At 70.5% G+C, this 21,790-nt stretch carries 22 protein-coding genes and 1 riboswitch; of the genes, 15 read left to right on the forward strand and 7 right to left on the reverse strand.

Going from position 1 to position 21,790, the window contains the following annotated elements:
• Positions 1-11 precede the first annotated feature (11 nt).
• The 8 genes from B7438_RS01375 to B7438_RS01410 all read left to right on the forward strand — a co-directional run bounded on the left by B7438_RS01375 (position 12) and on the right by B7438_RS01410 (position 11,288).
• Entirely contained in the window at positions 12-3,080 is a 3,069-nt protein-coding gene (locus tag B7438_RS01375) for a glycoside hydrolase family 38 C-terminal domain-containing protein (protein WP_085367534.1), read from the forward strand.
• Positions 3,081-3,195: 115 nt separating this feature from the next.
• The gene (locus tag B7438_RS01380; protein WP_085367535.1) at positions 3,196-3,858 is read left to right on the forward strand and encodes a response regulator transcription factor; all 663 of its coding nucleotides are present in this window, start codon (positions 3,196-3,198) and stop codon (positions 3,856-3,858) included.
• A gap of 17 nt (positions 3,859-3,875) precedes the next feature.
• On the forward strand, positions 3,876-5,609 hold the full coding sequence (locus B7438_RS01385; protein ID WP_085367536.1) for a hypothetical protein: 1,734 nt from the start codon (positions 3,876-3,878) through the stop codon (positions 5,607-5,609).
• Positions 5,610-5,651: 42 nt separating this feature from the next.
• Entirely contained in the window at positions 5,652-6,389 is a 738-nt protein-coding gene (gene lepB, locus B7438_RS01390) for a signal peptidase I (protein ID WP_085367537.1), read from the forward strand.
• 268 nt (positions 6,390-6,657) lie between these two features.
• Positions 6,658-7,677 (forward strand): hypothetical protein, encoded by a 1,020-nt coding sequence (locus B7438_RS01395; RefSeq protein ID WP_256921823.1) that lies wholly within the window; start codon positions 6,658-6,660, stop codon positions 7,675-7,677.
• 105 nt (positions 7,678-7,782) lie between these two features.
• Positions 7,783-8,226, forward strand: a complete 444-nt coding sequence (locus tag B7438_RS01400) for a YdeI/OmpD-associated family protein (protein WP_085367538.1) — start codon at positions 7,783-7,785, stop codon at positions 8,224-8,226.
• 85 nt (positions 8,227-8,311) lie between these two features.
• Positions 8,312-9,811: an arylsulfotransferase family protein gene (locus B7438_RS01405; protein ID WP_085367539.1), complete on the forward strand. Its 1,500-nt coding sequence runs from the start codon at positions 8,312-8,314 to the stop codon at positions 9,809-9,811.
• Between the two features lie 55 nt (positions 9,812-9,866).
• On the forward strand, positions 9,867-11,288 hold the full coding sequence (locus B7438_RS01410; RefSeq protein ID WP_085367540.1) for a glutamate decarboxylase: 1,422 nt from the start codon (positions 9,867-9,869) through the stop codon (positions 11,286-11,288).
• A gap of 6 nt (positions 11,289-11,294) precedes the next feature.
• Here B7438_RS01410 and B7438_RS01415 read toward each other — a convergent pair whose 3' ends face one another.
• From B7438_RS01415 to B7438_RS01430, 4 genes are read right to left on the reverse strand one after another with little or no spacing between them, the layout of a single operon-like run.
• Positions 11,295-11,984 carry an NUDIX domain-containing protein gene (locus B7438_RS01415; RefSeq protein WP_085367541.1) on the reverse strand — a complete coding sequence of 230 codons (690 nt, stop codon included), beginning with the start codon at positions 11,982-11,984 and terminating at the stop codon, positions 11,295-11,297.
• Positions 11,985-11,993: 9 nt separating this feature from the next.
• Positions 11,994-13,046, reverse strand: a complete 1,053-nt coding sequence (locus B7438_RS01420) for a YihY/virulence factor BrkB family protein (protein WP_085367542.1) — start codon at positions 13,044-13,046, stop codon at positions 11,994-11,996.
• A complete protein-coding gene (locus tag B7438_RS01425) occupies positions 13,036-13,281 on the reverse strand; it encodes a DUF3618 domain-containing protein (RefSeq protein ID WP_085367543.1) in 246 nt (81 codons plus the stop codon). Before B7438_RS01425 ends, B7438_RS01420 begins: the two co-directional genes overlap by 11 nt.
• Complete coding sequence (locus B7438_RS01430; protein WP_085367544.1) at positions 13,278-13,709, reverse strand: phage holin family protein; 432 nt, start codon at positions 13,707-13,709, stop codon at positions 13,278-13,280. Before B7438_RS01430 ends, B7438_RS01425 begins: the two co-directional genes overlap by 4 nt.
• A 104-nt stretch (positions 13,710-13,813) precedes the next feature.
• On the opposite strand from B7438_RS01430, the gene B7438_RS01435 reads away from it, so the two are divergent.
• The 3 genes from B7438_RS01435 to crcB (B7438_RS01445) all read left to right on the forward strand — a co-directional run bounded on the left by B7438_RS01435 (position 13,814) and on the right by crcB (B7438_RS01445) (position 15,270).
• Positions 13,814-14,338 carry a universal stress protein gene (locus B7438_RS01435; RefSeq protein WP_085367545.1) on the forward strand — a complete coding sequence of 175 codons (525 nt, stop codon included), beginning with the start codon at positions 13,814-13,816 and terminating at the stop codon, positions 14,336-14,338.
• Between the two features lie 31 nt (positions 14,339-14,369).
• Positions 14,370-14,452: riboswitch (Fluoride riboswitch) on the forward strand.
• 21 nt (positions 14,453-14,473) lie between these two features.
• The gene (gene crcB / locus B7438_RS01440) at positions 14,474-14,899 is read left to right on the forward strand and encodes a fluoride efflux transporter CrcB (protein ID WP_085367546.1); all 426 of its coding nucleotides are present in this window, start codon (positions 14,474-14,476) and stop codon (positions 14,897-14,899) included.
• Positions 14,896-15,270: a fluoride efflux transporter CrcB gene (gene crcB, locus B7438_RS01445; protein ID WP_085367547.1), complete on the forward strand. Its 375-nt coding sequence runs from the start codon at positions 14,896-14,898 to the stop codon at positions 15,268-15,270. Before crcB (B7438_RS01440) ends, crcB (B7438_RS01445) begins: the two co-directional genes overlap by 4 nt.
• Before the next feature lie 321 nt (positions 15,271-15,591).
• On the opposite strand, the gene B7438_RS01450 is transcribed toward crcB (B7438_RS01445), so the two are convergent.
• Complete coding sequence (locus B7438_RS01450; protein ID WP_085367548.1) at positions 15,592-15,954, reverse strand: nuclear transport factor 2 family protein; 363 nt, start codon at positions 15,952-15,954, stop codon at positions 15,592-15,594.
• Positions 15,955-16,000: 46 nt separating this feature from the next.
• Between B7438_RS01450 and B7438_RS01455 the strand changes: the two genes are divergently transcribed.
• Complete coding sequence (locus B7438_RS01455; protein WP_085367549.1) at positions 16,001-16,498, forward strand: hypothetical protein; 498 nt, start codon at positions 16,001-16,003, stop codon at positions 16,496-16,498.
• A gap of 15 nt (positions 16,499-16,513) precedes the next feature.
• Here the strand turns inward: B7438_RS01455 and panD are convergent, their stop codons facing one another.
• Both panD and B7438_RS01465 read right to left on the reverse strand, forming a co-directional pair.
• Complete coding sequence (gene panD / locus B7438_RS01460; protein WP_085367550.1) at positions 16,514-16,927, reverse strand: aspartate 1-decarboxylase; 414 nt, start codon at positions 16,925-16,927, stop codon at positions 16,514-16,516.
• Between the two features lie 95 nt (positions 16,928-17,022).
• Positions 17,023-17,472 carry a MarR family winged helix-turn-helix transcriptional regulator gene (locus tag B7438_RS01465; protein ID WP_085367551.1) on the reverse strand — a complete coding sequence of 150 codons (450 nt, stop codon included), beginning with the start codon at positions 17,470-17,472 and terminating at the stop codon, positions 17,023-17,025.
• Between the two features lie 119 nt (positions 17,473-17,591).
• On the opposite strand from B7438_RS01465, the gene B7438_RS01470 reads away from it, so the two are divergent.
• The 3 genes from B7438_RS01470 to B7438_RS01480 all read left to right on the forward strand — a co-directional run bounded on the left by B7438_RS01470 (position 17,592) and on the right by B7438_RS01480 (position 21,737).
• A complete protein-coding gene (locus B7438_RS01470; protein WP_085367552.1) occupies positions 17,592-18,824 on the forward strand; it encodes an MFS transporter in 1,233 nt (410 codons plus the stop codon).
• Positions 18,825-18,864: 40 nt separating this feature from the next.
• The gene (locus B7438_RS01475) at positions 18,865-19,911 is read left to right on the forward strand and encodes a hypothetical protein (protein ID WP_247597229.1); all 1,047 of its coding nucleotides are present in this window, start codon (positions 18,865-18,867) and stop codon (positions 19,909-19,911) included.
• 83 nt (positions 19,912-19,994) lie between these two features.
• On the forward strand, positions 19,995-21,737 hold the full coding sequence (locus tag B7438_RS01480; RefSeq protein ID WP_247597230.1) for a hypothetical protein: 1,743 nt from the start codon (positions 19,995-19,997) through the stop codon (positions 21,735-21,737).
• The last annotated feature ends 53 nt before the right edge of the window (positions 21,738-21,790 follow it).

Here is a 21,790-nt window from a genome sequence, read left to right on the forward strand (position 1 = left end):
AAGGAGTCTCGTTGTATCAGCAGAACCAGCTCGTCGAGATGCGCGTCGACCGTTTCGTGCGCGAGCGTCTCGCACCCGCCCTGGAGTTCGCTTCGGCGCCCGTGACGATCGAGGCGTGGGAGGTGCCGGATGAGCCGGTGCCGTTCGCGCAGGCCGTCACGAACACGTTCGCGCCGTTCGAGATCGGGCAGGCGTGGGGACGGCCGTGGGGGACCGTCTGGTTCCGCGTGACGGGGACGGTGCCCGCCGACTGGGATGCTGCGCCGGACGACGTCGAGCTGGTGGTCGACCTCGGCTTCACCGCCGGTCAGGTCGGCTTCCAGGCGGAGGGCCTGGTCTGGGCGACGGACGGCACGATCATCAAGGCGATCGAACCGCTCAACGGCTACGTGCGGCTGCGGCTGGCACCAGGTCAGCCGTTCGAGCTGTACATCGAGGCCGCGGCCAACCCGGATGTGGGAAGCGAGTTCGTCGACTTCGTGCCCACCAAGCTGGGCCGCAAGTCCACGGCGCCGCAGCATCCCATCTACGCGCTGCGCCGCCTGGCTGTCGTGCACCGCGACCGCGAGGTGTGGGAGCTGGTGCAGGACGTGTGGACGGCGCGGGGCCTCGCCGCCGTGCTGCCTGAGCAGTCGCCGCGGCGCGCATCCCTGTTCGCCGCACTGGATGCGGTGGTGGACGCCGTCGACCCGACCGACGTGCACGGCACGGCGGCGGACGGCCGCGCGGCGCTCGCCGAGGTGCTCGCCTCCCCGGCGGCGGCGACGGCGCACAAGGTGTTCGCCGTCGGCCACGCGCACATCGACTCGGCCTGGCTGTGGCCGGTGCGCGAGACCATCCGCAAGTGCGCCCGCACGTTCTCGAACGTGCTGGACCTGATGGACCAGGACCCGGACTTCGTGTTCGCGTGCTCGTCGGCGCAGCAGTTCGCGTGGATGAAGCAGTACTACCCCGAGCTGTTCGAGCGCATCCGGGTGCGGGTGGCCGAAGGGCGGTTCGTGCCGGTCGGCGGCATGTGGGTGGAGTCGGACACGAACATGCCGGGGTCGGAGGCGATGGCCAGGCAGTTCGTGGAGGGCAAGCGGTTCTTCCTCGAGGAGTTCGGCTTCGAGCCGAAAGAGGTGTGGCTGCCCGACTCGTTCGGATACTCCGGCGCGCTCCCGCAGATCGCGCGCGCGGCGGGCGCCGACTACTTCCTCACGCAGAAGATCTCCTGGAACGAGGTCAACAAGTTCCCGCACCACTCCTTCGAGTGGGAGGGCATCGACGGCACCAGGATCTTCACCCACTTCCCGCCGGTCGACACGTACAACTCCGTGCTGTCCGGGGCCGAGCTGGCGCACGCCGAGCAGAACTTCGCCGACAAGGGCAGCGCGAACACGTCGCTCGTGCCGTTCGGGTTCGGCGACGGAGGGGGAGGCCCGACCAGGGAGATGGTCGCTGCGGCCAAGCGCACCGCCGACCTGGAGGGCTCGCCGATCGTGCGCGTCGCCACCCCGGCCGCGTTCTTCGAGGCCGCCTCGGCCGAGTTCTCACCGGCTCCCGTGTGGGCGGGCGAGCTGTACCTCGAATTCCACCGCGGCACGTACACCTCGCAGGCGCGCACCAAGCACGGCAACCGCCGCAGCGAGCACCTGCTGCACGAGGCAGAGCTGTGGGCGACCACAGCCGCCGTGCGGGCAGGGGCCGACTACCCGGTGGACGAGCTGCGCGCTGCGTGGCAGACGGTCCTGCTTCAGCAGTTCCACGACATCCTGCCCGGCTCGTCGATCGGCTGGGTGCACGACCAGGCCGTGGAGAACTACGCGGCGGTGGCTGAGGCGCTGGAGGGCGTGATCGCGCGCTCGGTGGCGGCGCTGGGCGGCGCATCCGGGGGCGCATCCGGTGCCGCATCCGGAGGCGACGTGGTGTTCAACGCCTCGCCGTTCCTGGTGGACGGCGTGCCGGCGTTCGGTGCAGGGGCAGCATCTCGGACGGGGGATGCGCGGATCGAGCGCTCCGGAGACGGCTACGTGCTCGCCAACGCGCTGCTCACCGTGACGGTCGACGGGGACGGCCTGGTGGCCTCCATCGTCGATGCGGCGTCCGGCCGCGAGGTGCTGCCTCCCGGAACGCGGGCCAACCTGCTGCAGCTGTTCCGCGATACCCCGACGCAGTGGGATGCCTGGGACGTGGATGTGGAATACCGCCGGTTCGGCGAAGACCTCACCGCTCTCGACAGCCTCGAGGTGGTCGCCGACGGCGGGAGCAACGGCGGAGACAGCGTCGGGCTGCGGATCGTGCGCAGCTTCGGGTCGTCGGTGGTCACCCAGACCGTCACGCTCGACGCAGGCTCGGCCGCGCTCGACATCGTCACGCACGTCGACTGGCACGAGAAGCAGCGGATGCTGAAGCTCGCGGTCCCCGTGGACGTGCACACCGCATCCGCCCGGTCGGAGATCCAGTTCGGCCACATCGACCGGCCGACGCACACGAACACCAGCTGGGACACCGCCCGCTTCGAGACGCCCGCCCACCGCTGGGTGCACGTCGCCGAGGCCGGATTCGGGGTCGGCGTCGCGAACGACGCGACGTACGGCCACGACATCACCCGCCACGCCCGCGACGGGGGAGGAACGTACTCGCTCGTGCGGCAGACGCTGCTCCGGGCGCCGATGTTCCCCGATCCGGATGCGGACCAGGGCGAGCACACGCTGCGCACCTCGATCGTCGTCGGCGGTCTGGATGCGGCGATCGAGGCCGGCTACCGGCTCAACCTCCCCGTGCGCGCCGGGCAGGCGCCAGCGGTCGAGCCGCTGGTGTCGTCGTCGAGCCCCGCAGCGGTGATCGAGACGGTCAAGCTGGCGGAGGACGGCTCCGGCGACGTGGTCGTGCGACTGTACGAGGCGCACGGCAGCCGCACCACGGCGAGCATCGGCGTGCACTTCCCGCACGCCGGGGTGACCGAGACCGACCTCCTCGAACGCGAGACGGCCAGGGATGCGGTGGTCGGCACGAGCGGCGACGGCGCCGGTCACGGCCGGGTCGAGCTGACCCTCCGGCCCTTCCAGCTGGTCACCCTCCGCTTCGCGCGAGGCTGACCCCAGACTGTCCGCCCCGGGCCGCGCGAACCCCGGGGCGGGCATCCTCACGTCCCCGAACTGGGGTGCACTGGGCGGTCCGAAGCCCCCTCCGCGCCCGGTTATCCTGTCGGAAATGACGATCAACGGGTGGAGACGCAGAGCGCTGGTGGTCGAGGACCACGCGCTGATGCGTTCCCTCGTCGCCGAGGCGCTCGAACGGCGCGGGTTCGACGTCACGCCCGCCGCGTCCGCCGCCGAAGCGCTGCGCCTGGCCGACACGGCTGACCCCGATCTACTGGTCACCGACATCGACCTGGGGGAGCGGCCGAACGGCCTGGAGCTGGCGACCATCCTCCGCGAGCGCGCGCCGCACATCGCCATCGTGTTCCTCAGCAACCTGTCGAGGGAGGCGGCGGTCGCGCGTGCCCGCGAAACCGTGGGAGGCGCGTCGTTCGTGAACAAGGGCGCCATCGAGGACATCGACGAACTGGTCGCCGCCGCCGAGGCGGCGCTGGCCGAGCGTCCGCTCTCTCGGGAGGCGCCGGAGGGCGACGGCCGGGCCGCCATGCTGCGGCTGAGCGAAGCGCAGCTGGAGACCACGCGGCTGCTCGCCGCGGGCTTCTCGAACGCCGAGATCGCGCGCCGCCGCGGGGTGACCGTGCGCGCCGTCGAGAAGAGCGTCGAGCGGATCTTCAGTGCGCTCGGCGTCTCCGGCGACGACCGCGTGACCCCGAGGGTCGCGGCGGCGACGCTCTACACCGCCACGTTCGGCGACCCGCGCACGGGCCTCGGCTGAGGGCGGGTGAGCGTCCGATGAACCTCGTCTCCACCCGTCGCCTGCTCGCCAGGGCGACCGGACGCAACGCCATCACCTGGTGGACCTGGATCATCACGTTCCCGTTCGCCATGACGGTCATGTCCGGCCTGCAGTACGTCGACGGCGGCCGGTCGCTCGGGCGCGCCGCCGCCGTCGCGGGCATCGAGCACATCGCCATCGGCGTGCTCCTGGCGGCGGCGTACGGCGTCCTGCAGGTGACGCCCGACCGGATGCGCGCCGTCGTCGCGCTGCTGCTGTTCGCGGCAGTCGGAGCCGCCCGGCCGTTCGTGTTCCTCGGGTCGGCCGCGCTTCTCGGCATCCCGGTCACGCAGGGGGAACTCGGCGTCCGCGTCGCCATCAACGTCGTCACCTGCCTGTCGGTGTTCTCCCTCATCGCCATCGGCGTCGACCTGGTGCGCGACCACCGCGGCGTGTTCCGGCGTCTCAACGCCGTGCGGCAGGCGGCGGAGGCCGACGAGCTGGCTGCCCTGGACCGCATCCGGAACCTGCGGGCGGTGTCGGTGGATGCGGTGCTCGCGCAGATCGAGGACGCCGCAGCCCCTGCGATGCTCGCCGGCATCGAACCGGCGGACGCCTCGCGGCTGCTGCGCTCGCTGGCGAACGACATCGTCCGTCCGGCGAGCCACGAGCTGTACGTCGCCGAGGAGGCGCAGCCCGCGCGCCAGGAGGCTGGTCCGGAGTCGCGCGCGGAGGCTGCGGCTGAGCCGCCGGCGCCGGGACGGATCGGCTGGCTGCGCTCGGTGGTCAGCGGCATCCGGCCGGCTCCCGCGCTGCCGACCGCGGTGCTGTTCGTCGGGATGGTCGCGCCGTTCGCCGTCGGCGAGTACGGGATCGGGGTGGCTCTCGGGCAGACGCCCGCCTCCCTGATCATCCTGCTCCTGGGCAACATCGCCGTGGCCAAACTCTCCTCGCGGGTGAAGCGTGCGGGAGCCCGGGTTGCAACCGTGCTGACCGGTTACATCGCGGTGGGCGTGCTGCTGACGCTCGAGAGCTCCCTGTTCCTGCGCGCGGCCGGGTACTCGACCACGCTGATCGCGTTCCAGGCTTTCGTCTACCCGGTGGTCGCGGCAGCGGTCGCCCTGGTGTCGTCGCTCTCCGTGCGCGTGCGCGCCGACCAGAGCGCCATCGAGGAGTCGATGCAGGCTGCGGTCGACTCCGCGGCTCGAGCGCGGGCCGAATACGACCACGAGCGCGAAGGCATCGCCCGGCTGCTCCACTCCGGCGTGCAGTCCGAGCTGATCGCCAGCGCCCTCGCGGTCGGAATGAGCGGCGGCACCCCCGCGGACGCGTCCGCCGCCGTGCGCGACGCCGTCGACCGCATCCGGAGCGAACTGCGGGGCGCGCGGCCGAGGACGGACGCGCGCACCCGCATCCGGATGCTCGCGGACAGCTGGCGTTCGGCGATGACCCTCGACGTGCGCATCGACGACGAGGTCTGGGGTCGCCTCGACGGCGACCACCGCCGCTGCGAGGCGGTGGTGGATGCGATGTCCGAGGGCCTCGCCAACGCGGTGCGGCACGGCGACGGATCCCCGGTGACCCTGGAGCTCGAACGCGGCGAGGACGACGGCGTACTGGTGCTCGTGACCTCCGGCGGCGAACTCGCCTCGCCGGGCGCGGGCATCGGGCTGAAAGACCTCGCGGGCCGCGCAGAGGTCGCGCTGCGCGAACGCGCGGGCGGCGTCGAACTGGCCGTCGCGATCCGCTGACACGGACTTGGCGCTCTGTCATATCCAAGGTAAAGAATATGTATGACAAGACGACAGGCGCGCGCGCTGGAATCGGACACGACCGTCAATCCACGGGTGAGCCGGGGTGCAAAAGAGCTGCTCAGGGACGTTCTGGTCATCGCCGTCGTCGCCGTGCTGGCCTCGTTCCTGATCAAGACCTTCGTGGCACGGTCGTTCTACATCCCCTCCGCGTCGATGGAGAAGACGCTCATGATCAACGACCGCGTGGTCGTCAATGAACTCCCGCCTGCCCTCTTTCCCATCAATCGAGGCGATGTGGTCGTGTTCAAGGATCCTGGGGGATGGCTCGGGGGAGGTGCGACCTCGTCGAGCGAGCAGCTCAACCCCGGCGAAGCGATCCTCTCCTTCATCGGGATCCCGTCGGCCAAAGAGAACGATCATTTGATCAAGCGCGTCATCGGTCTCCCTGGGGACGCGGTTGCGTGCTGCAACGCCATCGGTCAGGTGACAGTGAATGGCGAAGCGATCAACGAGACGCCGTACCTGTTCGCGCCCACGCTGCCGGCGTCGGCAATACCCTTCTCGACAACCGTCCCTGCAAACGCCTACTGGGTGATGGGGGACAATCGCAATAGTTCGGGCGACTCCCGCTATCACATGGATGCCCCCGGCGGTGGCTCCATCCCGCGCTCTGACGTCGTGGGTCGGGCCTTCGTCATCACGTGGCCGGTTGACCGATGGTCCTGGCTCGACGACTATCCGTCCGTTTTCGCGCACGTTCCGCCGCCGAGGAAATAGGGGCGAACGCGCCTCTGTCGTAACAGCCGTACCCCGCCGGTCCTCCAAAACGCGGACATCGTAGATTTGGATGCATCAACGCGGAGCGATCCGTGCTGAAACCCCCGGTCAGGGGCCCATTCCTGCGTGACCCGAACGCGCGGGACGGGCCCCTGCGGCCGGGAAATCCATGCATGTTGATGGAACCTTCAGGCGAAATCGGGTAAAACTAGTCAGTACGCGTTTGCGCCAGGCCCGGCGCATTACCCCCGCTCAGAAAGCCTACGGTTTGCCCCAGTCCAGTGCCCCGTCGCGGTCTCGCCGCACCTATCGGGCTCCGGTCGTCGTCGACGTCCAGGAGCCGGCGGAGCTCTCGACGGACCCCGGACAGGTGTTCGTGAGCCGTCGTGCACGCGTCGAGCATGAGCGTCAGCGGCCCGCGAAGCGCGAGCGCATCGTGGTCAAGCCGACAAGGCGATCTGCCGCCGCCGCCGCGCGCGCTGCCGCACAGCCGGGCCCCGCGCCCGCTCCCACGCGCGGCATCTTCCGCACGGTGCACGTCACGCACCGCAAGCGGTTCGGCTTCCACGCCGCCGTGCTCCTCGCGCTGACCGCGTTCTTCGGCACCGCCGCCCTGCCCGCATACGCGAGCACCAACGAGGCGTCGCCGATGGGCAACGCCCGCACCGCCCTCGCCGTGCAGACCCTCACCAGCGGAGACGTCACCGCACAGGTCGTCTCCCGCGACGGGCTGCAGATCGCCGAGTCGCCGCAGATGCTCGACTCGACCATGAACACCTCGGTGTCGCCGAGCGTCGAAGCGCTGGCCGTCCAGCTCATGGGCGCTGTCGCATCCGGTCGGCTCGTCGGCTCGACCCCCAACCACATCCCGGAGATCGCGGACCTCGCCGAAGGCAACGCCGTTCCGGGATGCGGTGTGGACTACCGCGTCCTGCAGAGCATCTCCGTGGCGTTGCAGCACTTCTCGCAGGTGGGCGTCAGCGACATCAACCGCCGCTGCACCGGCCAGATCGAGGGCGCCGGGACCGAATCGTCCCACTACGCAAACGGCGGCGGCCACGCCGTCGACTTCTACCTCCTCGACGGCGCCCCGCTCACCGGCGGCGACTCGCGCTCTCTCGAACTCATCCGCCTGCTCGACCCGCTGGTGCCGAACGGCTCCGGCCTCGGCCAGATCAACTGCCGGTCGTCGATCAGCGTCGAGAACTTCAAGCCGTTCGACGACACCTGCAACCACCTGCACATCGACTTCGGCAACGCCACAGGGCCCACGCTCGCCGGAGGCTGATCGCCGCCGCTGATCGCCGCAGCCGATCGCGCCCTCGCCTCACCGCGCGCCGTCCTCTACGCTGGCCGTAGCCGGCACGGCACCGGCATCAGCGAGAGGACACCCGTGGTCAGCTTCCGAACAACCCTGTCGGCCGGCGGCGGGAACAACGTCGGCATCGTCGTGCCAGAAGAGGTCGTGCTCGGCTTCGACCGAGGCAAGCGCGTCCCCGTCGTGGTGACCATCGACGGCGGGTACAGCTACCGGAACACCATCGCGTCGATGGGCGGCCGCTATCTGATCTCGTTCAACTCCGAGACCAGGGCGGCGACGGGCCGCGGCGCGGGCGACGAGGTCGAGGTCACGCTCGAGGTCGACGACGCACCGCGCACGGTCGAGGTGCCGGCCGACCTCGCCGCAGCGTTCGAGGCCGATCCGGCGGCGGCGCAGGCGTGGGCAGCCCTGTCGTACAGCAAGCAGCGTGCGCACGCGCTCTCCATCGACGGCGCCAAGAGCGCGGACACCAGGGCCAGGCGCGTGCAGGGCGTCATCGACGCGCTCCACGCGTAGCGCGGCCGGGGGGCCGGGCACGGGCGTCCAGCCCGCTCATAGCTGCGGCCTAGCGTCCGCCGATTTCCGCGCGGATAGTGGAGGGGTGACCCCCGATCAGAAAACACCTGCGCTCTCTCGCCGCGCGCTGATCACCGGCGGCAGCATGCTCGGCGTCGGCGTCGCCGCGAGTCTTTTCGCCGCCACCCGGCCGGGCTCCGGCTCGTCCGCCGCAACGCGCCAGGCCACGCCGTCGCCGACGGCCACCGCTCAGCCGGTGCTCCGCTCGTTCGTCAGCACCGACCTCACCGTCCCCGCAATCACCTCCTGGAAGACCGGCACGACCGCGCCCGGCTTCCTGTTCGTGACGCAGCAGGTGAAGGGCTTCAACGGAGCGATCGTGCGGGAGAGCGGCGAGCCGGTCTGGATCGAGCCGACCAAGGCCAACGTCACCGACCTCAAGGTGCAGACCTACAAGGGCGAACCCGTGCTCACGTACTGGACGGGCACCAGCACGGGCGGGCATGGCTCCGGCACCGGCAGGATCCTCGATTCCACCTACGCGACCATCGCTACGGTCTCCGCGGGAAACGACCTCGACGTCGACCTGCACGAGTTCAACCTCACCGACCGGGGCACCGCCCTCATCACCGTCTACGTGACGAAGCCCGCCGACCTCAGCTCGATCGGCGGCCCCAAGAACGGCTACGTCTTCGACTGCCACGTGCAGGAGATCGACGTGGAGACCGGAAAGGTGCTGCTCGACTGGTCGGCGCTCGACCACATCCCGGTCGCGGAGACCTACCTCGGGCTGACGCAGGATCCTGGGCACGACGGCAAGACCGCCGGCCGCGCGTTCGACGCCTACCACCTGAACGCGGTGGAGGAGGACGGCGACCGCATCCTCGTCTCCGCCAGGCACACGCACACGATCTACTCGATCGACCGGGTGACCGGCGAGGTGAAATGGCGGTTCGGTGGCAGGAGGAGCGACATCGCCGTGGCGAAGGATGCGGTGTTCGCCTGGCAGCACGACGTGCGCAGGCACCAGGACGGCAGCATTACCCTCTTCGACAACCACCTCTACTCGGGCACCGACGGCGCATCCAGGGGGATGCGGTTCTCGCTCGACGCGACGGAGACGACGGCCACCCTGGAACAGTCGTACAGCTACGACGGCCACCTCGGGACCGCGATGGGCAGCGTCGAGGTGCTGCCCAACGGGAACGTCATCGTCGGCTGGGGCACCGACCCATCGGTCACGGAGTTCACCGCAGCGGGCGACGCGGTGTACGAGGCAACGCTCGGCGCCATCTCATACCGCGCCTCGCGGCACACTTGGACGGCGCATCCCACCACCGCGCCCGCGGTCGCCGTGCGCGACGAGGGCGAGAAGACGCGCGTGTTCGCCAGCTGGAACGGCGCGACAGAGGTGCGATCGTGGCGCGTGCTCGCCTCCACCTCGGGCGAGCCGGTGCCGGTGGGAACCGTGAAGCGCTCCGGGTTCGAGACCTCCCTCCTGATCGAGCGGGCGCAGCGCGTCGCGGTTCAGGCACTGGATGCGGACGGCGAAGTTCTCGGCGCATCCAGGACCATCAGCGCCTGACCACACACCCCCCGGGGCTCTGGTGCTCGCCGCGCGACGGGCCTAGCGTGGCCCCATGACCACTTCGGCGTCCGGCACGCCGCGCGAGACGCATCACGCGCACACCGGAATCAGCGACCAGGACCAGCTCAATCCGGTGTTCGCGCGGGCGGGGGAGGCGACCGACTTCCCGCTGAACAACTTCCCGCCCAGCGAGTCCCTTCCGGAGACGGCGTACCAGATCGTGCACGACGAGGCGATGCTCGACGGCAATTCCCGGCTCAACCTGGCGACGTTCGTCGGAACCTGGATGGACGAGCAGGCCGACAGGATCTACGCCGAGTCCGCCGACAAGAACATGATCGACAAGGACGAGTACCCGCAGACCGCCGCGATCGAGAAACGCTGCTGGACGATGCTCGCCGGACTGTGGAACGCGCCGGACCGGGACAAGGCGATCGGCACCTCCACCATCGGGTCGTCCGAAGCGTGCATGCTCGGCGGTCTCGCGCTCAAGCGGCGCTGGCAGCACGCCCGTCGGGCGGCGGGCGCATCCACCGACAAGCCGAACCTGGTGCTGTCGAGTGCGGTGCAGGTGTGCTGGGAGAAGTTCTGCAACTACTGGGATGTGGAGCCGCGGTTCGTCCCCATCAGCGACGAGCACCGCGTGCTCGACGGGTTCGAGCTGGAGAAGTACGTCGACGAGAACACCATCGGCGTCGTCGCGATCATGGGCGTCACGTACACCGGGATGTACGAGCCCGTCGCCGCCATCGCCGAAGCCCTCGACCGCATCCAGGAGCAGACGGGGCTCGACATCCCGATCCACGTCGACGGCGCATCCGGTGGCATGATCGCACCCTTCCTGCAGCCCGACCTGGCGTGGGACTTCCGGGTGGAGCGCGTCGCGTCCATCAGCACCTCAGCGCACAAGTACGGCCTGGTGTACCCGGGGCTCGGCTGGGTGATCTGGCGGTCGGTGGACGACCTGCCGAAGGATCTGGTGTTCGACGTCACCTACCTCGGCGGCCACATGCCGACGTTCGCGCTCAACTTCTCCCGGCCGGGGGCGCAGGTGCTGCTGCAGTACTACCTGTTCCTCCGCCTGGGCTGGGACGGCTACTACCGGGTGCAGAAGACCTGCCAAGACGTGGCGGTCTACTTGTCCGGTGAGATCGCGGCGATGGATGCGTTCACCCTCTGGAACGACGGAACGGACATCCCCGTGTTCGCCTGGCAGCTCACCCCCGGCCACACCGACAAGTGGAACCTCTACCACCTGTCGGAGCGGCTGCGTCTGAAAGGCTGGCTGATCCCGGCGTACCCGATGCCGGACGACCTCTCCGACCTGGTGGTGCAGCGCATCGTGGTGCGCAACGGCCTGAGCCGCAACCTCGCCGAGAGCCTGGTGATCGACATCCGGGAGGCCACGGACTACCTGGATGCGCTCGAAGCCCCGATGCCCACCGAGGGCCAGGTGTCGAGCTTCACGCACTGACCGGCGTCACGCCCTGAACAGGGTGAGCGCCGCCCACTGCAGCAGGATGACGGTCTTGCCGTCCACGATGGTGCCGTCGGCGATCCGGTCGAGCGCTTCGTCGTAGCCGATGGTCACCGGCTCGATCTCCTCGCCCTCCTCCTCGACGCCGCCGCCGCCGCGCACCTCGCCCGCCGAGTACGGCGCGGCGAAGAAGTGCACGCGCTCGGTGACCGATCCGGGGCTCATGTAGAGGTCGAACAGGTGCGTCAGCTCGCCGACGGTCACGCCGAGCTCCTCCGCGGCCTCGCGCCGGATGGCCTCCTCGGCCGAGTCGTCGTCGAGCAGACCGGCGGCGGCCTCCACGAGCATCCCATCGTGGTGGCCGTTCACATAAGCGGGAAAGCGGAACTGCCTGGTGAGCAGCAGGGTGCGCGCATCCGGGTCGTAGAGCAGGATGGTGGCGCCGTTTCCGCGGTCGTACGTCTCTCGCGCCTGGGTGGTCCACGTGCCGTCGCGGCCGCGGTAGTCGAAGGTGGTGCGGCGCAGCACGTGCCAGCCGTCGGAGGTGACCTCCACGCTCCGGATGCGCACATCCGGATTGCGGTCGAGGTCGGCGCCCACCCGGTGCAGCCCCGTCCGCCCGCGGGAGTCCGGGATGCTCGTGCCTGATCGTTGCTCTGCTGTCCGTTCCCCTGCCGGTCGTTCCTCGCTCATGGCGCGAGCCTAACGGTAGCGCTTGCGGATCTCCCTGGCGGCGAGGATGTCGGTGGACTCCGCATCCCGTGCCTTCACGATGGCTTGGTCCGACTTGAGCGGCAGGCGCAGCACGGTGTCCGCCTCGATGCCGCTGACCAGCTGGCGGGCGCGCTCGATCTCGGAGTCGAGCTCCGCGCCGAGGAGCAGGGCGACGTTCGCGATCCAGATCCACAGCAGGAACACGATGATGCCGGCGAGCGCGCCGTACGTCTTGTCGTAGCTGCCGAAGTTGGCGACGTAGAACGCGAACAGCGCCGACGCGATCCCGAGCACGATGATCGCGGCGAACGATCCGGTGGTGAGCCAGCGGAACCTCGCCTGCTTGACGTTGGGCGTCGCCGAGTAGAGCAGGGCGACCAGCAGCACGATGGCGAAGATCATGATGGGCCACTTCACGATCGACCACACCACCTCCACCGTCGTGCCGACGCCGATGGCGTTGCCGATGGCGGTGGCGACCGGGCCGGACACCACGAGCATCACGGCCATCAGCGCGATCAGCACCAGGGCAGCGACGGTGACACCGAGCTGCACCGGTCGCAGGGTGAAGACCGTGCGGCCCTCACGCACTCCGTAGACCCGGTTCAGCGCTCGCCCGAAACCGCCGACGTATCCGGACGCCGACCAGATGGCGCCCACGATGCCGACCACGAGACCCCACCCGCTCGCCGGGGAGGCCGCCAGGTTCTCGATCGGGCCCTTGACCGCATCCAGGGTGCCGGGCGCCAGTTCCTCGACCACCTGGAAGAGCGCGTCGATCCCCGCCTGACTCTGACCGATCAGGCCCAGGATGCTCACCAGCGCGATCATCGCCGGGAACAGCGACAGCACGGCGAAGTAGGTCAGGCCGGCGGCGAGGTCGGTGCAGGCGTCGAGCGAGAAGCTGCGGAACGTGCGCTTGAGGATGAACCCCCACGGCAGACGGAACCACGAGACGTGGTGCATCCGCTCGATCCGGCCCACCGCCTCCGCGCGCGACGAACCGACGCCGACCCCGACAGCGCCGCGCTCAGCGGCCACGCGACCGGCCTCGCGTCAGCAGGGCGATGGCACCGGCCGCGGCGGCGACGGCGCCGAGGAACAGGCCGGCGAACAGCACGGGATGCGACCGGATCTGCACGCCGGGGTTGAACGTGGCGAACAGGTCGTCGAGGGTCGACGCCAGTTCGTCCCTGGTCTGCTCCAGGTCGAGCTTGATCGTGGGGATGCCTGCGCCCTGGGGGAGCGGCGGCCGCTCGGGTCGGCGGTCGGTCACGGTCGCTCTCCCTTCAGGGCGCGCAGGTCGTCGCCCAGTTCCTGCTTGAGGTCGTCCGGCACGGGCGGGACGCCGCGCTTCAGGCTCGCCCGTCCGATCAGGGCGGCGATGATGCCGAGCACGAGCAGGATGCCGGCGACGATCAGGGCAGCGAGCCAGGCCGGCACGATCAGCGCGAACGCGAGCACGGCCGTCGTGACCAGCGCGCAGAGCGCGAAGAAGACGAACATCAGCGCGGCGACGAGCAGCCCGGCGCCGACACCGGCCGCCTTCGCCTTCGCCGCCATCTCCGACTTGAACAGGGCGAGCTCGCTCGCCACCAGTCTCCGCAGCTGCGCGACGAGGTCCTTCGTCAGCTCGGGCAGAGGCCGCAAGCCTTTCGTGGTCCTGCGTCGCTCGCGGGGAAGCGGCGGCTTGTCGAAACTCATCAGGCTCCCGTTCTCTCTGCACGGCGATCGGTACGGCCGCGTTACCGCGACGGTACCCCAGCATCCTGCAGCCGTCGAGGGCAGGCGTGGTGCACACTAGGGACATGAGCGGCAATGACAGCACTCTGCGCGGAGGAATCCTCGTCGCGGTCGTCCCCGGCCAGCCGGTGGCGGTCCTGCAGCACGCACTCACCCTCGCCGACGACCTCGACGTTCCCCTGATCTGCGCGAACGTCGACCCGAACCGCTACCTGGTGTCCAGTTACGTGGACGGCACCGTGGTCGCACTGCCGTACGACCCCGACCTCCCGGAGGTCGAAGACGAGACCTTCGACCCCGAGCTGGAGGAGCGCATCCGGTCGGTGCTGAACGGGACGGGCGTGCCGTACCAGCTGAAGCAGCTGGCCGGCGACCCCTCGTGGGCGCTCACCCGGCTGGCCGACGAGGTGGATGCGCGCTACATCGTGGTCGGGACGCGCGAGGCCGGGCTGCGGGGCAGCATCCGGGAGTTCTTCAACGGCTCGGTGGCGGTGCACCTGGCACACCGGCAGCACCGCCCGGTGATCGTGGTGCCGCTCGCGCCGGTGCCCGGGCAGGGCGCGCTGCCGTGGGAGGACCCGCCGGTATAGCCCGCCGGTGCGGTATTGGCCGCCGGTATAGTGGGCGAACGGCGATGGATCTCGCCGGGGCCGCGACCGCTTCGCGCCCGAACCGCGTCGTCCGCTGATAGTTCCTACGCTTCCTGACCGAAGGGTGGATACCGCATGGCCGCGACCGGACAAGCTCCCGTGCACCTGCGCTGGCAGTACCTCGGGCTGGTCTTCGTCGGCGGGGCGCTCGGCACGACCGCCCGGTACCTGATCTCGGCGGCGATCCCCCCGCTGGCCGGGCTTCCGGTGGCGACGTTCGCGATCAACGTGGTCGGTGCGTTCCTACTCGGCTGGCTGCTCGAAACGCTCGCCAGGCGCGGACCGGACCACGGGATGCGCCGCAGCGTGCGCCTGTTCGCCGGGACGGGCATCCTGGGCGGCTTCACCACGTACAGCGCGTTCGCGGTGGATGCGGACGGCCTGATCGCGGCACAGAACCTCGGCGGCAGCATCCTCTACGCCATCGCGACGATCCTGGTCGGCGCGGTGGCGTCGGTGGCCGGGATCGCGCTCGGCGCGCGCATCGGGCGGACGCGGTGACGCCGCTGCTGGTGGTCGGGGTGGCCGTCGCGGGCGGCCTGGGCGCCGTCGCACGTCTCGTGCTCGACGGGGTGCTGCGCAGCCGGATCGCTGTCGCCTTCCCGCTCGGCACCACCGTGATCAACGTGACGGGCTCGTTCCTCCTCGGCCTGGTCACGGGACTCGCCATCGCCAACGGGCTGCCGCCGGAATGGCGCGCGATCATCGGCACGGGCTTCCTCGGCGGGTACACCACCTTCAGCACCGCCAGCTACGAAACCGTCCGCCTCGCCCAGCAGCGCCGCTACCGGGCGGCCGCCTTCAACGCGTTCGGCATGATGCTGCTCGCGCTCGCCGCAGCGGGCCTCGGCCTCTGGCTCGGCGCGCTCTAGGCCGTTCGTCGGGTGCCGCTCAGTCCTGCGCGGGCTCCTGCTCCATCCAGCACTCCATAGGTTCCGTCTAAGCGGAAATCCAGCCCGCGACTTCGGGATGCTCCGGTTGAGCGGAGATCCTGGCGGCGTGTCGGCCGGAAACTCCGGCTCAACCGGCCCGCCGCCCGGCGGCTCCGCTTCAGCGGAAGTCTGAGCGTCAGCGCGGCGCGTCCCTCCGCCCGAACGGAGTTCGCGCGCGCTGGTGGAGATTTCTCCGCTTGAGCGGAAGGCGGCGGGACGTGCGGGAGGTGGCCCGCCGACGCCGAGTGTCTCGCAGGCGGGTCAGTCTTGCGCGGGCTCCTGCTCCATCCACCACTCGGTGAACTCTTCTGCCCGGCCGTCCGGGGCGAGCTTCACCACCCAGAGGTTGCTGTAGATGGGGCCGTCGCGATAGTCGGTGACGCCCTCGACGAAGTAGGTGTGCTGGTCGCGGCCCGCCACGCGCCACTCGAAGGTGGCTGCTCCCGGATCGTCCTGCGCATCCAGCCAGCCCTCGACGATCTCGAGGTGGCCGTCCCACGGCTCGGCGAACGGCTCGGTGCGGTAGCTGGCCTCTTCGGTGAACAGCGCCCGGATGTCGTCCGGATCGTTGGACTCCCAGGCCCGCCGATAGAGTTCCACCCACTGCTCGATCGGTTCGCTCATGGCCTCTTTATACGCCCCCGGCGCGTCCCCTGGCTAGCATGTGGGCATGGATGCGCAGCTCGAGCCGTGGGCGGAGTTCAACGTGGCCATCGCCGGGGCGGGTGCTGCCCTCGGCGGGCTGCTGATCGTGGCGCTGTCCGTCAACATCAAGCAGATCGCCGAATCGCGCGGACTCGCCGCGCGGGCGGGTGCCGCCGTCGCCGCGCTGATCCTCGGCATCGTGCTGGCGTGCGTGGCCCTCATCCCCGGTCAGGCGCTGTGGGGGTACGGGATCGTGACGCTGGTCGGCACGGCGATCGGGGTGGTGATCGCGGTGATGGCGTCGCGGGCGATCGTCCACGATCCGGGGGGAGCGGAGTATCACCGGTACGACGTGCAGCACATCGTGTCGTTCGTGCTGCCGCTGGTGATCTTCGCGGTCGGAGGCGTGCTTGGGGTGCTGTCGCTGCCCGCCGCGCTCTACCTCGTGGCGATCGGGACGATCGTGGCACTGCTGGGCGCTGCGCTGTTCAGCTGGATCGCGCTGGTGGAGATCCTGCGCTGACGGCTTGTGCCCGGCTCAGCGCACCGCGAACGGCGGGGTCTCGACGCCGGGGGTGATCGCGGAGGCCGGGTCGGAGTTGACCGCGACGATGCGGTTCTGCGCATCCACGTGGACGACCGTCGGCTCGAAGGCGCGGGCCTCCTCGTCCGTCAGCTGGGCGTAGGAGATGACGATCACCAGGTGGCCGACCTCGGCCAGGTGGGCTGCCGCGCCGTTGACGCCGATGACGCCGCTGCCGCGCTCGCCGGCGATGAGGTAGGTCTCGAAGCGGTTGCCGTTGGCGATGTCGACGACGCTCACCTGTTCGCCGGGGAGGAGGTCGGCCGCGTCGAGCAGGTCGAGGTCGACGGTGAGGGAGCCGACGTAGTGCAGGTCGGAGTGCGTGATGGTCGCGCGGTGGATCTTGGACTTGAACATGGTGCGGAGCATCGGAGGGTCTTTCGTCGAAAGGGGGTTCGGGGCGGCGAGTGCCGCGAGGGTCAGTGCACCAGCGGTCAGTGCACCAGCGGTCAGTGCACCAGCGGTCAGTGCACCAGTGCGAGCTGCGGCAGCGCCGAGATCAGCCCGGCCAGCTCGGGCACGTCGTGCGCCTCGGCGAGCGCGCGTTCGAGGGCGGCGTCGTGGATGGGCCGGGCCGCGTCGAGCAGGTGGTGGCCGGCGGCCGTGAGCTCGGTGTAGATGCCGCGGCGGTCGTCGTCGCAGAGTACCCGGGTGAGGAGGCTGCGCTCTTCGAGCCGGTTGACGAGGCGGGTGGTCGCGCTCGGGCTGAGGGCGCTCGCGCGGGCGAGCTGCTGCATGCGCATGTGCCAGCCGTCCTGGCGGCTGAGGGCGTCGAGCACCGTGTATTCGACCACGGAGAGCTGCACCTCTTTGGTGAGCGCGCGTTCGAGTTCGCTCTCGATGAAGTTGTGCAGCGCTGCGAGGGTGCGCCAGCCCTGGGCGCGCACCTCGACGGCGTCGTCGGTGATTCCCATCGGCGGGCCTCCCTGTTCTGTGGTGGCGGCGCGCGCATCCACGGGTTGCAGAAAGTAATTGCATGTGCAACTATTTATGACGCGCCTGCAACTATCAGACTACCAGCACAGGAGTTCTCATGCCCATCGGCCTCATCGCCCTCGCCCTCGGCGGCTTCGGCATCGGCCTCACCGAGTTCGTCATCGCCGGTCTGCTGCCGGAGGTGGCGGCCGACTTCCGCGTGAACGAAGCGGCGGCGGGCTGGCTCATTTCCGGATACGCGCTCGGCGTGGTGGTCGGGGCGCTGTTCCTCACCGCCGCGATCAACCGGCTGCCCAGGAAGGCGGCGCTGCTCGGCCTGATGGTGCTCTTCATCGTGGGCAACACCGCCTCCGCCCTCGCGCCGACCTACGCGTTCATGCTCTCCGGCCGGGTGCTCGCCGCGCTCGCGCACGGCGCCTTCTTCGGCATCGGCTCCGTGGTCGCGGCCGGGATGGTCGCCCCGGACAAGAAGGCGCGCGCCATCGCGATCATGTTCACCGGGCTCACCGCCGCGAACGTGCTCGGCGTCCCGTTCGGCACCCTGCTCGGGCAGGCGCTCGGCTGGCGCTCCACGTTCTGGGCCATCGCGGTGATCGGGGTGGTCGCGACCATCGGCGTCGCCGTTCTCGTGCCGTCCGGGACGGGTGTTCGCGCCCCGTCCGACGACGCAGCACCCAGCCTCCGCAGCGAACTGCGGGCGTTCCGCTCCGGGCAGGTCTGGCTCTCGATCGTCGTGACCATCCTCGGATTCGGCGGGATGTTCGGGGCGTTCACCTACATGGCGTTCACCCTCACGGAGGTCAGCGGGTTCGCATCCGGTGCTGTGCCGTGGTTGCTGATCCTGTTCGGCGTCGGCCTGTTCGCCGGAAACGCGCTCGGCGGCCGCTTCGCCGACCGCGCGCTCGACCTCACGCTCACCGTGGTGCTCGCCGGGCTGGCGGTGATCCTCGCGGTGTTCGCGCTGGTCGCAGGCAACCCGGTCGCTGCGGTGATCGCACTGGTGCTGATGGGCGCGTTCGGGTTCGCGACCGTGCCAGGGCTGCAGATGCGGGTGATGAACTACGCCCCGGATGCTCCGACCCTCGCGTCCGGCGCGAACATCGCCGCGTTCAACGTCGGAAACGCGCTCGGCGCCTGGATCGGCGGGGTGACGATCACGGCCGGTCTCGGCTACACATCCCCGCTCTGGGCGGGGGCCGCGATCACGTTGGGAGCCGTGGTGGTGATGGTGTTCGCCGGGCTGGCGGCGCGGCGTTCGCGCACCGATGCCCTGGATGCGGCCGGAGTCCCCTCGAAAGAATCCTCGACAGAAACTCTTCCGATCGGGTAGACGGGGGAGTACAGTCCCGATTGTCTCGAACGGTCAGGGGGTGATCGGGTTGGTACGCACGGCTGAACAGCCCACCGCCTTCTCCCCTGCCCGCATCCTGATCGGGTCTCTGATCGGCGGTGCCGGTCTCGCGATCCTCGGCTTCTTCCTCGGCTCGTCGCAGGCATCCGCCGCCGAGCCTGCACCTCCGCAGCCCGTGCACTCGGTGCTCGGAGCGGTCGGCGGCCTCGTCTCCGGCGTCGACGAGTCGGTCGGCGAGGTGGTCGGCGGCGTGACGGACACGGCGGCGTCGGTGACCCAGGCGGTCGCCCCTGCGGTTCCCGCCCCCGTGCAGGATGTGGTCGCCACCGTGACGACGCCGGTGACGGACACCCTCGACAGCATCGCGGACCAGGCGCCCGTGACGTCCACCGTCACGCCGGTCGTCGGCGTCGTGGACGACGTGCTCAACTCGGTTCCGCTCACCAACGATCTTCTCGGCGACGACCCGGTCGCCACCGTCGTCACGCCGGTCACGAAGACCGTCGACGACACGGTCACCACGGTGGTCGACGGCACCACGAAGGCGGTCGACCCGGTGGTCGGGACGCCCATCGTGCTGCCGCCGGGACTCCCCGGAACTCCCGGGGGACCCGGCCTGCCCGGCGGTCCTGGCGTGCCCGGTGCCGGCGGTCCGGGGGAGCCCGGTCTTCCGGGCGTTCCCGGTGTGGATGCCGGTGGTCGGCCGGGCGGGATTCCCGCCGACGCCGCCGCCCTCGGTGACGGTAGTGGGTTCGGCGCGTTCGCTGCGGGACGCGGCGGCGCGCATCCACTGGTCGTGGCGTTCGCGAGCGCTGGCTCTGCGACGCTTCCTGACGGTGCGCCGGTCGACCCTGCCGACCCGTACGGGCCGACTCCTGCCGCGCCTCTCGCGCCGTCTTCGGGCAGCGGGGCGGGCGCATCCGGAGCAGGCGGTGCCGCACCGGGTGCGGCCATCCCCGAGAGCTTCATCGCACCCGTGGCCGCCATCGGCGGTCCGCTGGGTGCCAACAGCGACGACCGTCTTCCGGCGTCGCCCGTCGCCGACCACGACATCAGCCCCGACTGAGTGGGTCGCCTCTGCCCTTCTGCGGCAGAACGCGACCAAAGTCTCCCGTGAGGGAGCACACCACTCAATCGAAAGGCAAGACCATGAACAAGTACGTGTCGAGGGGGCTGTGGTTCACCCTCTTCCTCGGCGGGTTGTCACTGGCGGGTGTCGGTGTCGCGAACGCGGCCGAGACCAGCGGATCTGACGGCACCGCCTCCGGGACCCAGGCCGTCGTCGGCCTGACGGTCCCCGTCACGATCAGCGGAAACGGCATCAGCGTGCTCGGCGACTCGAGCAGCGCGGACGCGGCGACCGCTGCACCCGCTGCCGCTCCGGCTGCCGCACCGGCCCCGTCGGCCACGGTCGACACATCCGGAGTGGGCGGCGTGCTCTCGGGCACGCAGGCACTCCTGGACGTGAACGTGCCGGTGACGGTCACCGGCAACGCGATCAGCGCGGTCGGGGACACGGCCAGCGCCGACTCGACGACCGCCGCTCCGGCAGCCGCCGCTCCCGAGGCCGCAGCGCCGACCGGTGCGACGACCTCCGGCTCGGACGGCATCGCGTCCGGGGCGCAGGTGCCGGTGGATGCTGCTGTGCCGGTGACGGTCGGCGGGAACGCGATCAGCGTGCTCGGTGACTCGTCCAGCTCGGGGGCTGTCGCCGCTCCCGCAGCCGGTGCCGGTGCTGCCGGCTCCGAGCCGACCACGACGGGTGCCGACGGCATCGCTTCCGGTGCGCAGGTGCCGGTGGATGCCGCTGTGCCTGTGACGGTCGGCGGGAACGCGATCAGCGTGCTCGGCGACTCGTCCAGCTCGGGCGGAACCGCCGCAGCTCCTGCGGCGGGCACGAGCAGCGGTTCAGCGCCGACCACGACCGGTGCCGATGGCATCGCCTCAGGCATCCAGGCGCCGATCGACGCCGCGCTGCCGGTGACCGCCGGTGGCAACGCGATCAGCGTGCTCGGTGACTCCACCACCTCCGGTTCGACGACGACCGCTCCTGTGGCCGGCTCGGGCAGCGGTTCAGCGCCGACCACCACGGGTTCTGACGGCATCGCCTCGGGCATCCAGGCGCCCATCGGCGCCGCTGTTCCTGTGACCGCCGGCGGCAACGCCGTCAGCGTGCTCGGTGACTCCACCAGCTCCGGCTCCACCGCGACCGCCCCGGCCGCTGGCAGCACCGGAGGCGGGGCGCCCAGCACCACGGGCGCGAACGGCGCGCTCTCGGGCATCCAGCTCCCCATCGGCGCCGGGGTTCCGGTGACCGCGGGTGGCAACGCGATCAGCGTGGTCGGTGACAGCAGCTCCACGGGTGCAGCCACCACCGGCGGAAGCGGCGGGACCGGCTCGACCGGCGGCTCGACGACCACCGGAGACGGGGGACTGCTCGGCGGCATCCAGCTGCCGGTGGATCTCGGGATCCCGGTGACCCTCGGCGGCAACGCCATCAGCGTGATCGGCGACACCAGCACCACCGGCGCCACCACCACGCCGACCGGCCCGACCACCCCGACCACCCCGACCGGACCGACCACGCCGACCGGGCCCACCGGCCCGACCGACCCCGGCACCCCGGTGACGCCCACCGGCCCGGGAACGCCCGGAACGACCCCGTCGACCGGTAACGGCAACGGGACCACCGTCGCCGCTGGCGTCGGCTCGGCGACGGCCCTGGCCGGGCCCGCATCGACCGCCGCCGGGATGCTCGCATCCACCGGCTCCGACGTGTCGGGGCTGGGCGGGCTCGGTGCACTGGCCGCGCTGCTCGCGCTGGCCGGAGTCGTGCTGCTGTTCGCCCGCCGCAACCGCGAGGCTGCTGCGCACCACCACCGCATCCACTGAGGCTGCGGAGCACCACCGCCGCATCCCTGAGGCCGACGGGGTTCGGGAGGCCG

The sequence above is a fragment of the Leifsonia sp. NCR5 genome (genome assembly GCF_002105485.1).
GTDB lineage: Bacteria > Actinomycetota > Actinomycetes > Actinomycetales > Microbacteriaceae > Leifsonia.

Excerpts from the sequence above, each read along its gene's own strand:
- B7438_RS01380 (WP_085367535.1), top strand. The coding sequence starts at position 3,196 with ATGACGATCAACGGGTGGAGACGCAGAGCGCTGGTGGTCGAGGACCAC.
- B7438_RS01385 (WP_085367536.1), top strand. The coding sequence starts at position 3,876 with ATGAACCTCGTCTCCACCCGTCGCCTGCTCGCCAGGGCGACCGGACGC.
- lepB (WP_085367537.1), top strand. The coding sequence starts at position 5,652 with ATGACAAGACGACAGGCGCGCGCGCTGGAATCGGACACGACCGTCAAT.
- B7438_RS01410 (WP_085367540.1), top strand. The coding sequence starts at position 9,867 with ATGACCACTTCGGCGTCCGGCACGCCGCGCGAGACGCATCACGCGCAC.
- B7438_RS01415 (WP_085367541.1), bottom strand. The coding sequence starts at position 11,984 with ATGAGCGAGGAACGACCGGCAGGGGAACGGACAGCAGAGCAACGATCA.
- B7438_RS01430 (WP_085367544.1), bottom strand. The coding sequence starts at position 13,709 with ATGAGTTTCGACAAGCCGCCGCTTCCCCGCGAGCGACGCAGGACCACG.
- B7438_RS01435 (WP_085367545.1), top strand. The coding sequence starts at position 13,814 with ATGAGCGGCAATGACAGCACTCTGCGCGGAGGAATCCTCGTCGCGGTC.
- crcB (WP_085367546.1), top strand. The coding sequence starts at position 14,474 with ATGGCCGCGACCGGACAAGCTCCCGTGCACCTGCGCTGGCAGTACCTC.
- B7438_RS01450 (WP_085367548.1), bottom strand. The coding sequence starts at position 15,954 with ATGAGCGAACCGATCGAGCAGTGGGTGGAACTCTATCGGCGGGCCTGG.
- B7438_RS01455 (WP_085367549.1), top strand. The coding sequence starts at position 16,001 with ATGGATGCGCAGCTCGAGCCGTGGGCGGAGTTCAACGTGGCCATCGCC.
- panD (WP_085367550.1), bottom strand. The coding sequence starts at position 16,927 with ATGCTCCGCACCATGTTCAAGTCCAAGATCCACCGCGCGACCATCACG.
- B7438_RS01465 (WP_085367551.1), bottom strand. The coding sequence starts at position 17,472 with ATGGGAATCACCGACGACGCCGTCGAGGTGCGCGCCCAGGGCTGGCGC.
- B7438_RS01470 (WP_085367552.1), top strand. The coding sequence starts at position 17,592 with ATGCCCATCGGCCTCATCGCCCTCGCCCTCGGCGGCTTCGGCATCGGC.
- B7438_RS01480 (WP_247597230.1), top strand. The coding sequence starts at position 19,995 with ATGAACAAGTACGTGTCGAGGGGGCTGTGGTTCACCCTCTTCCTCGGC.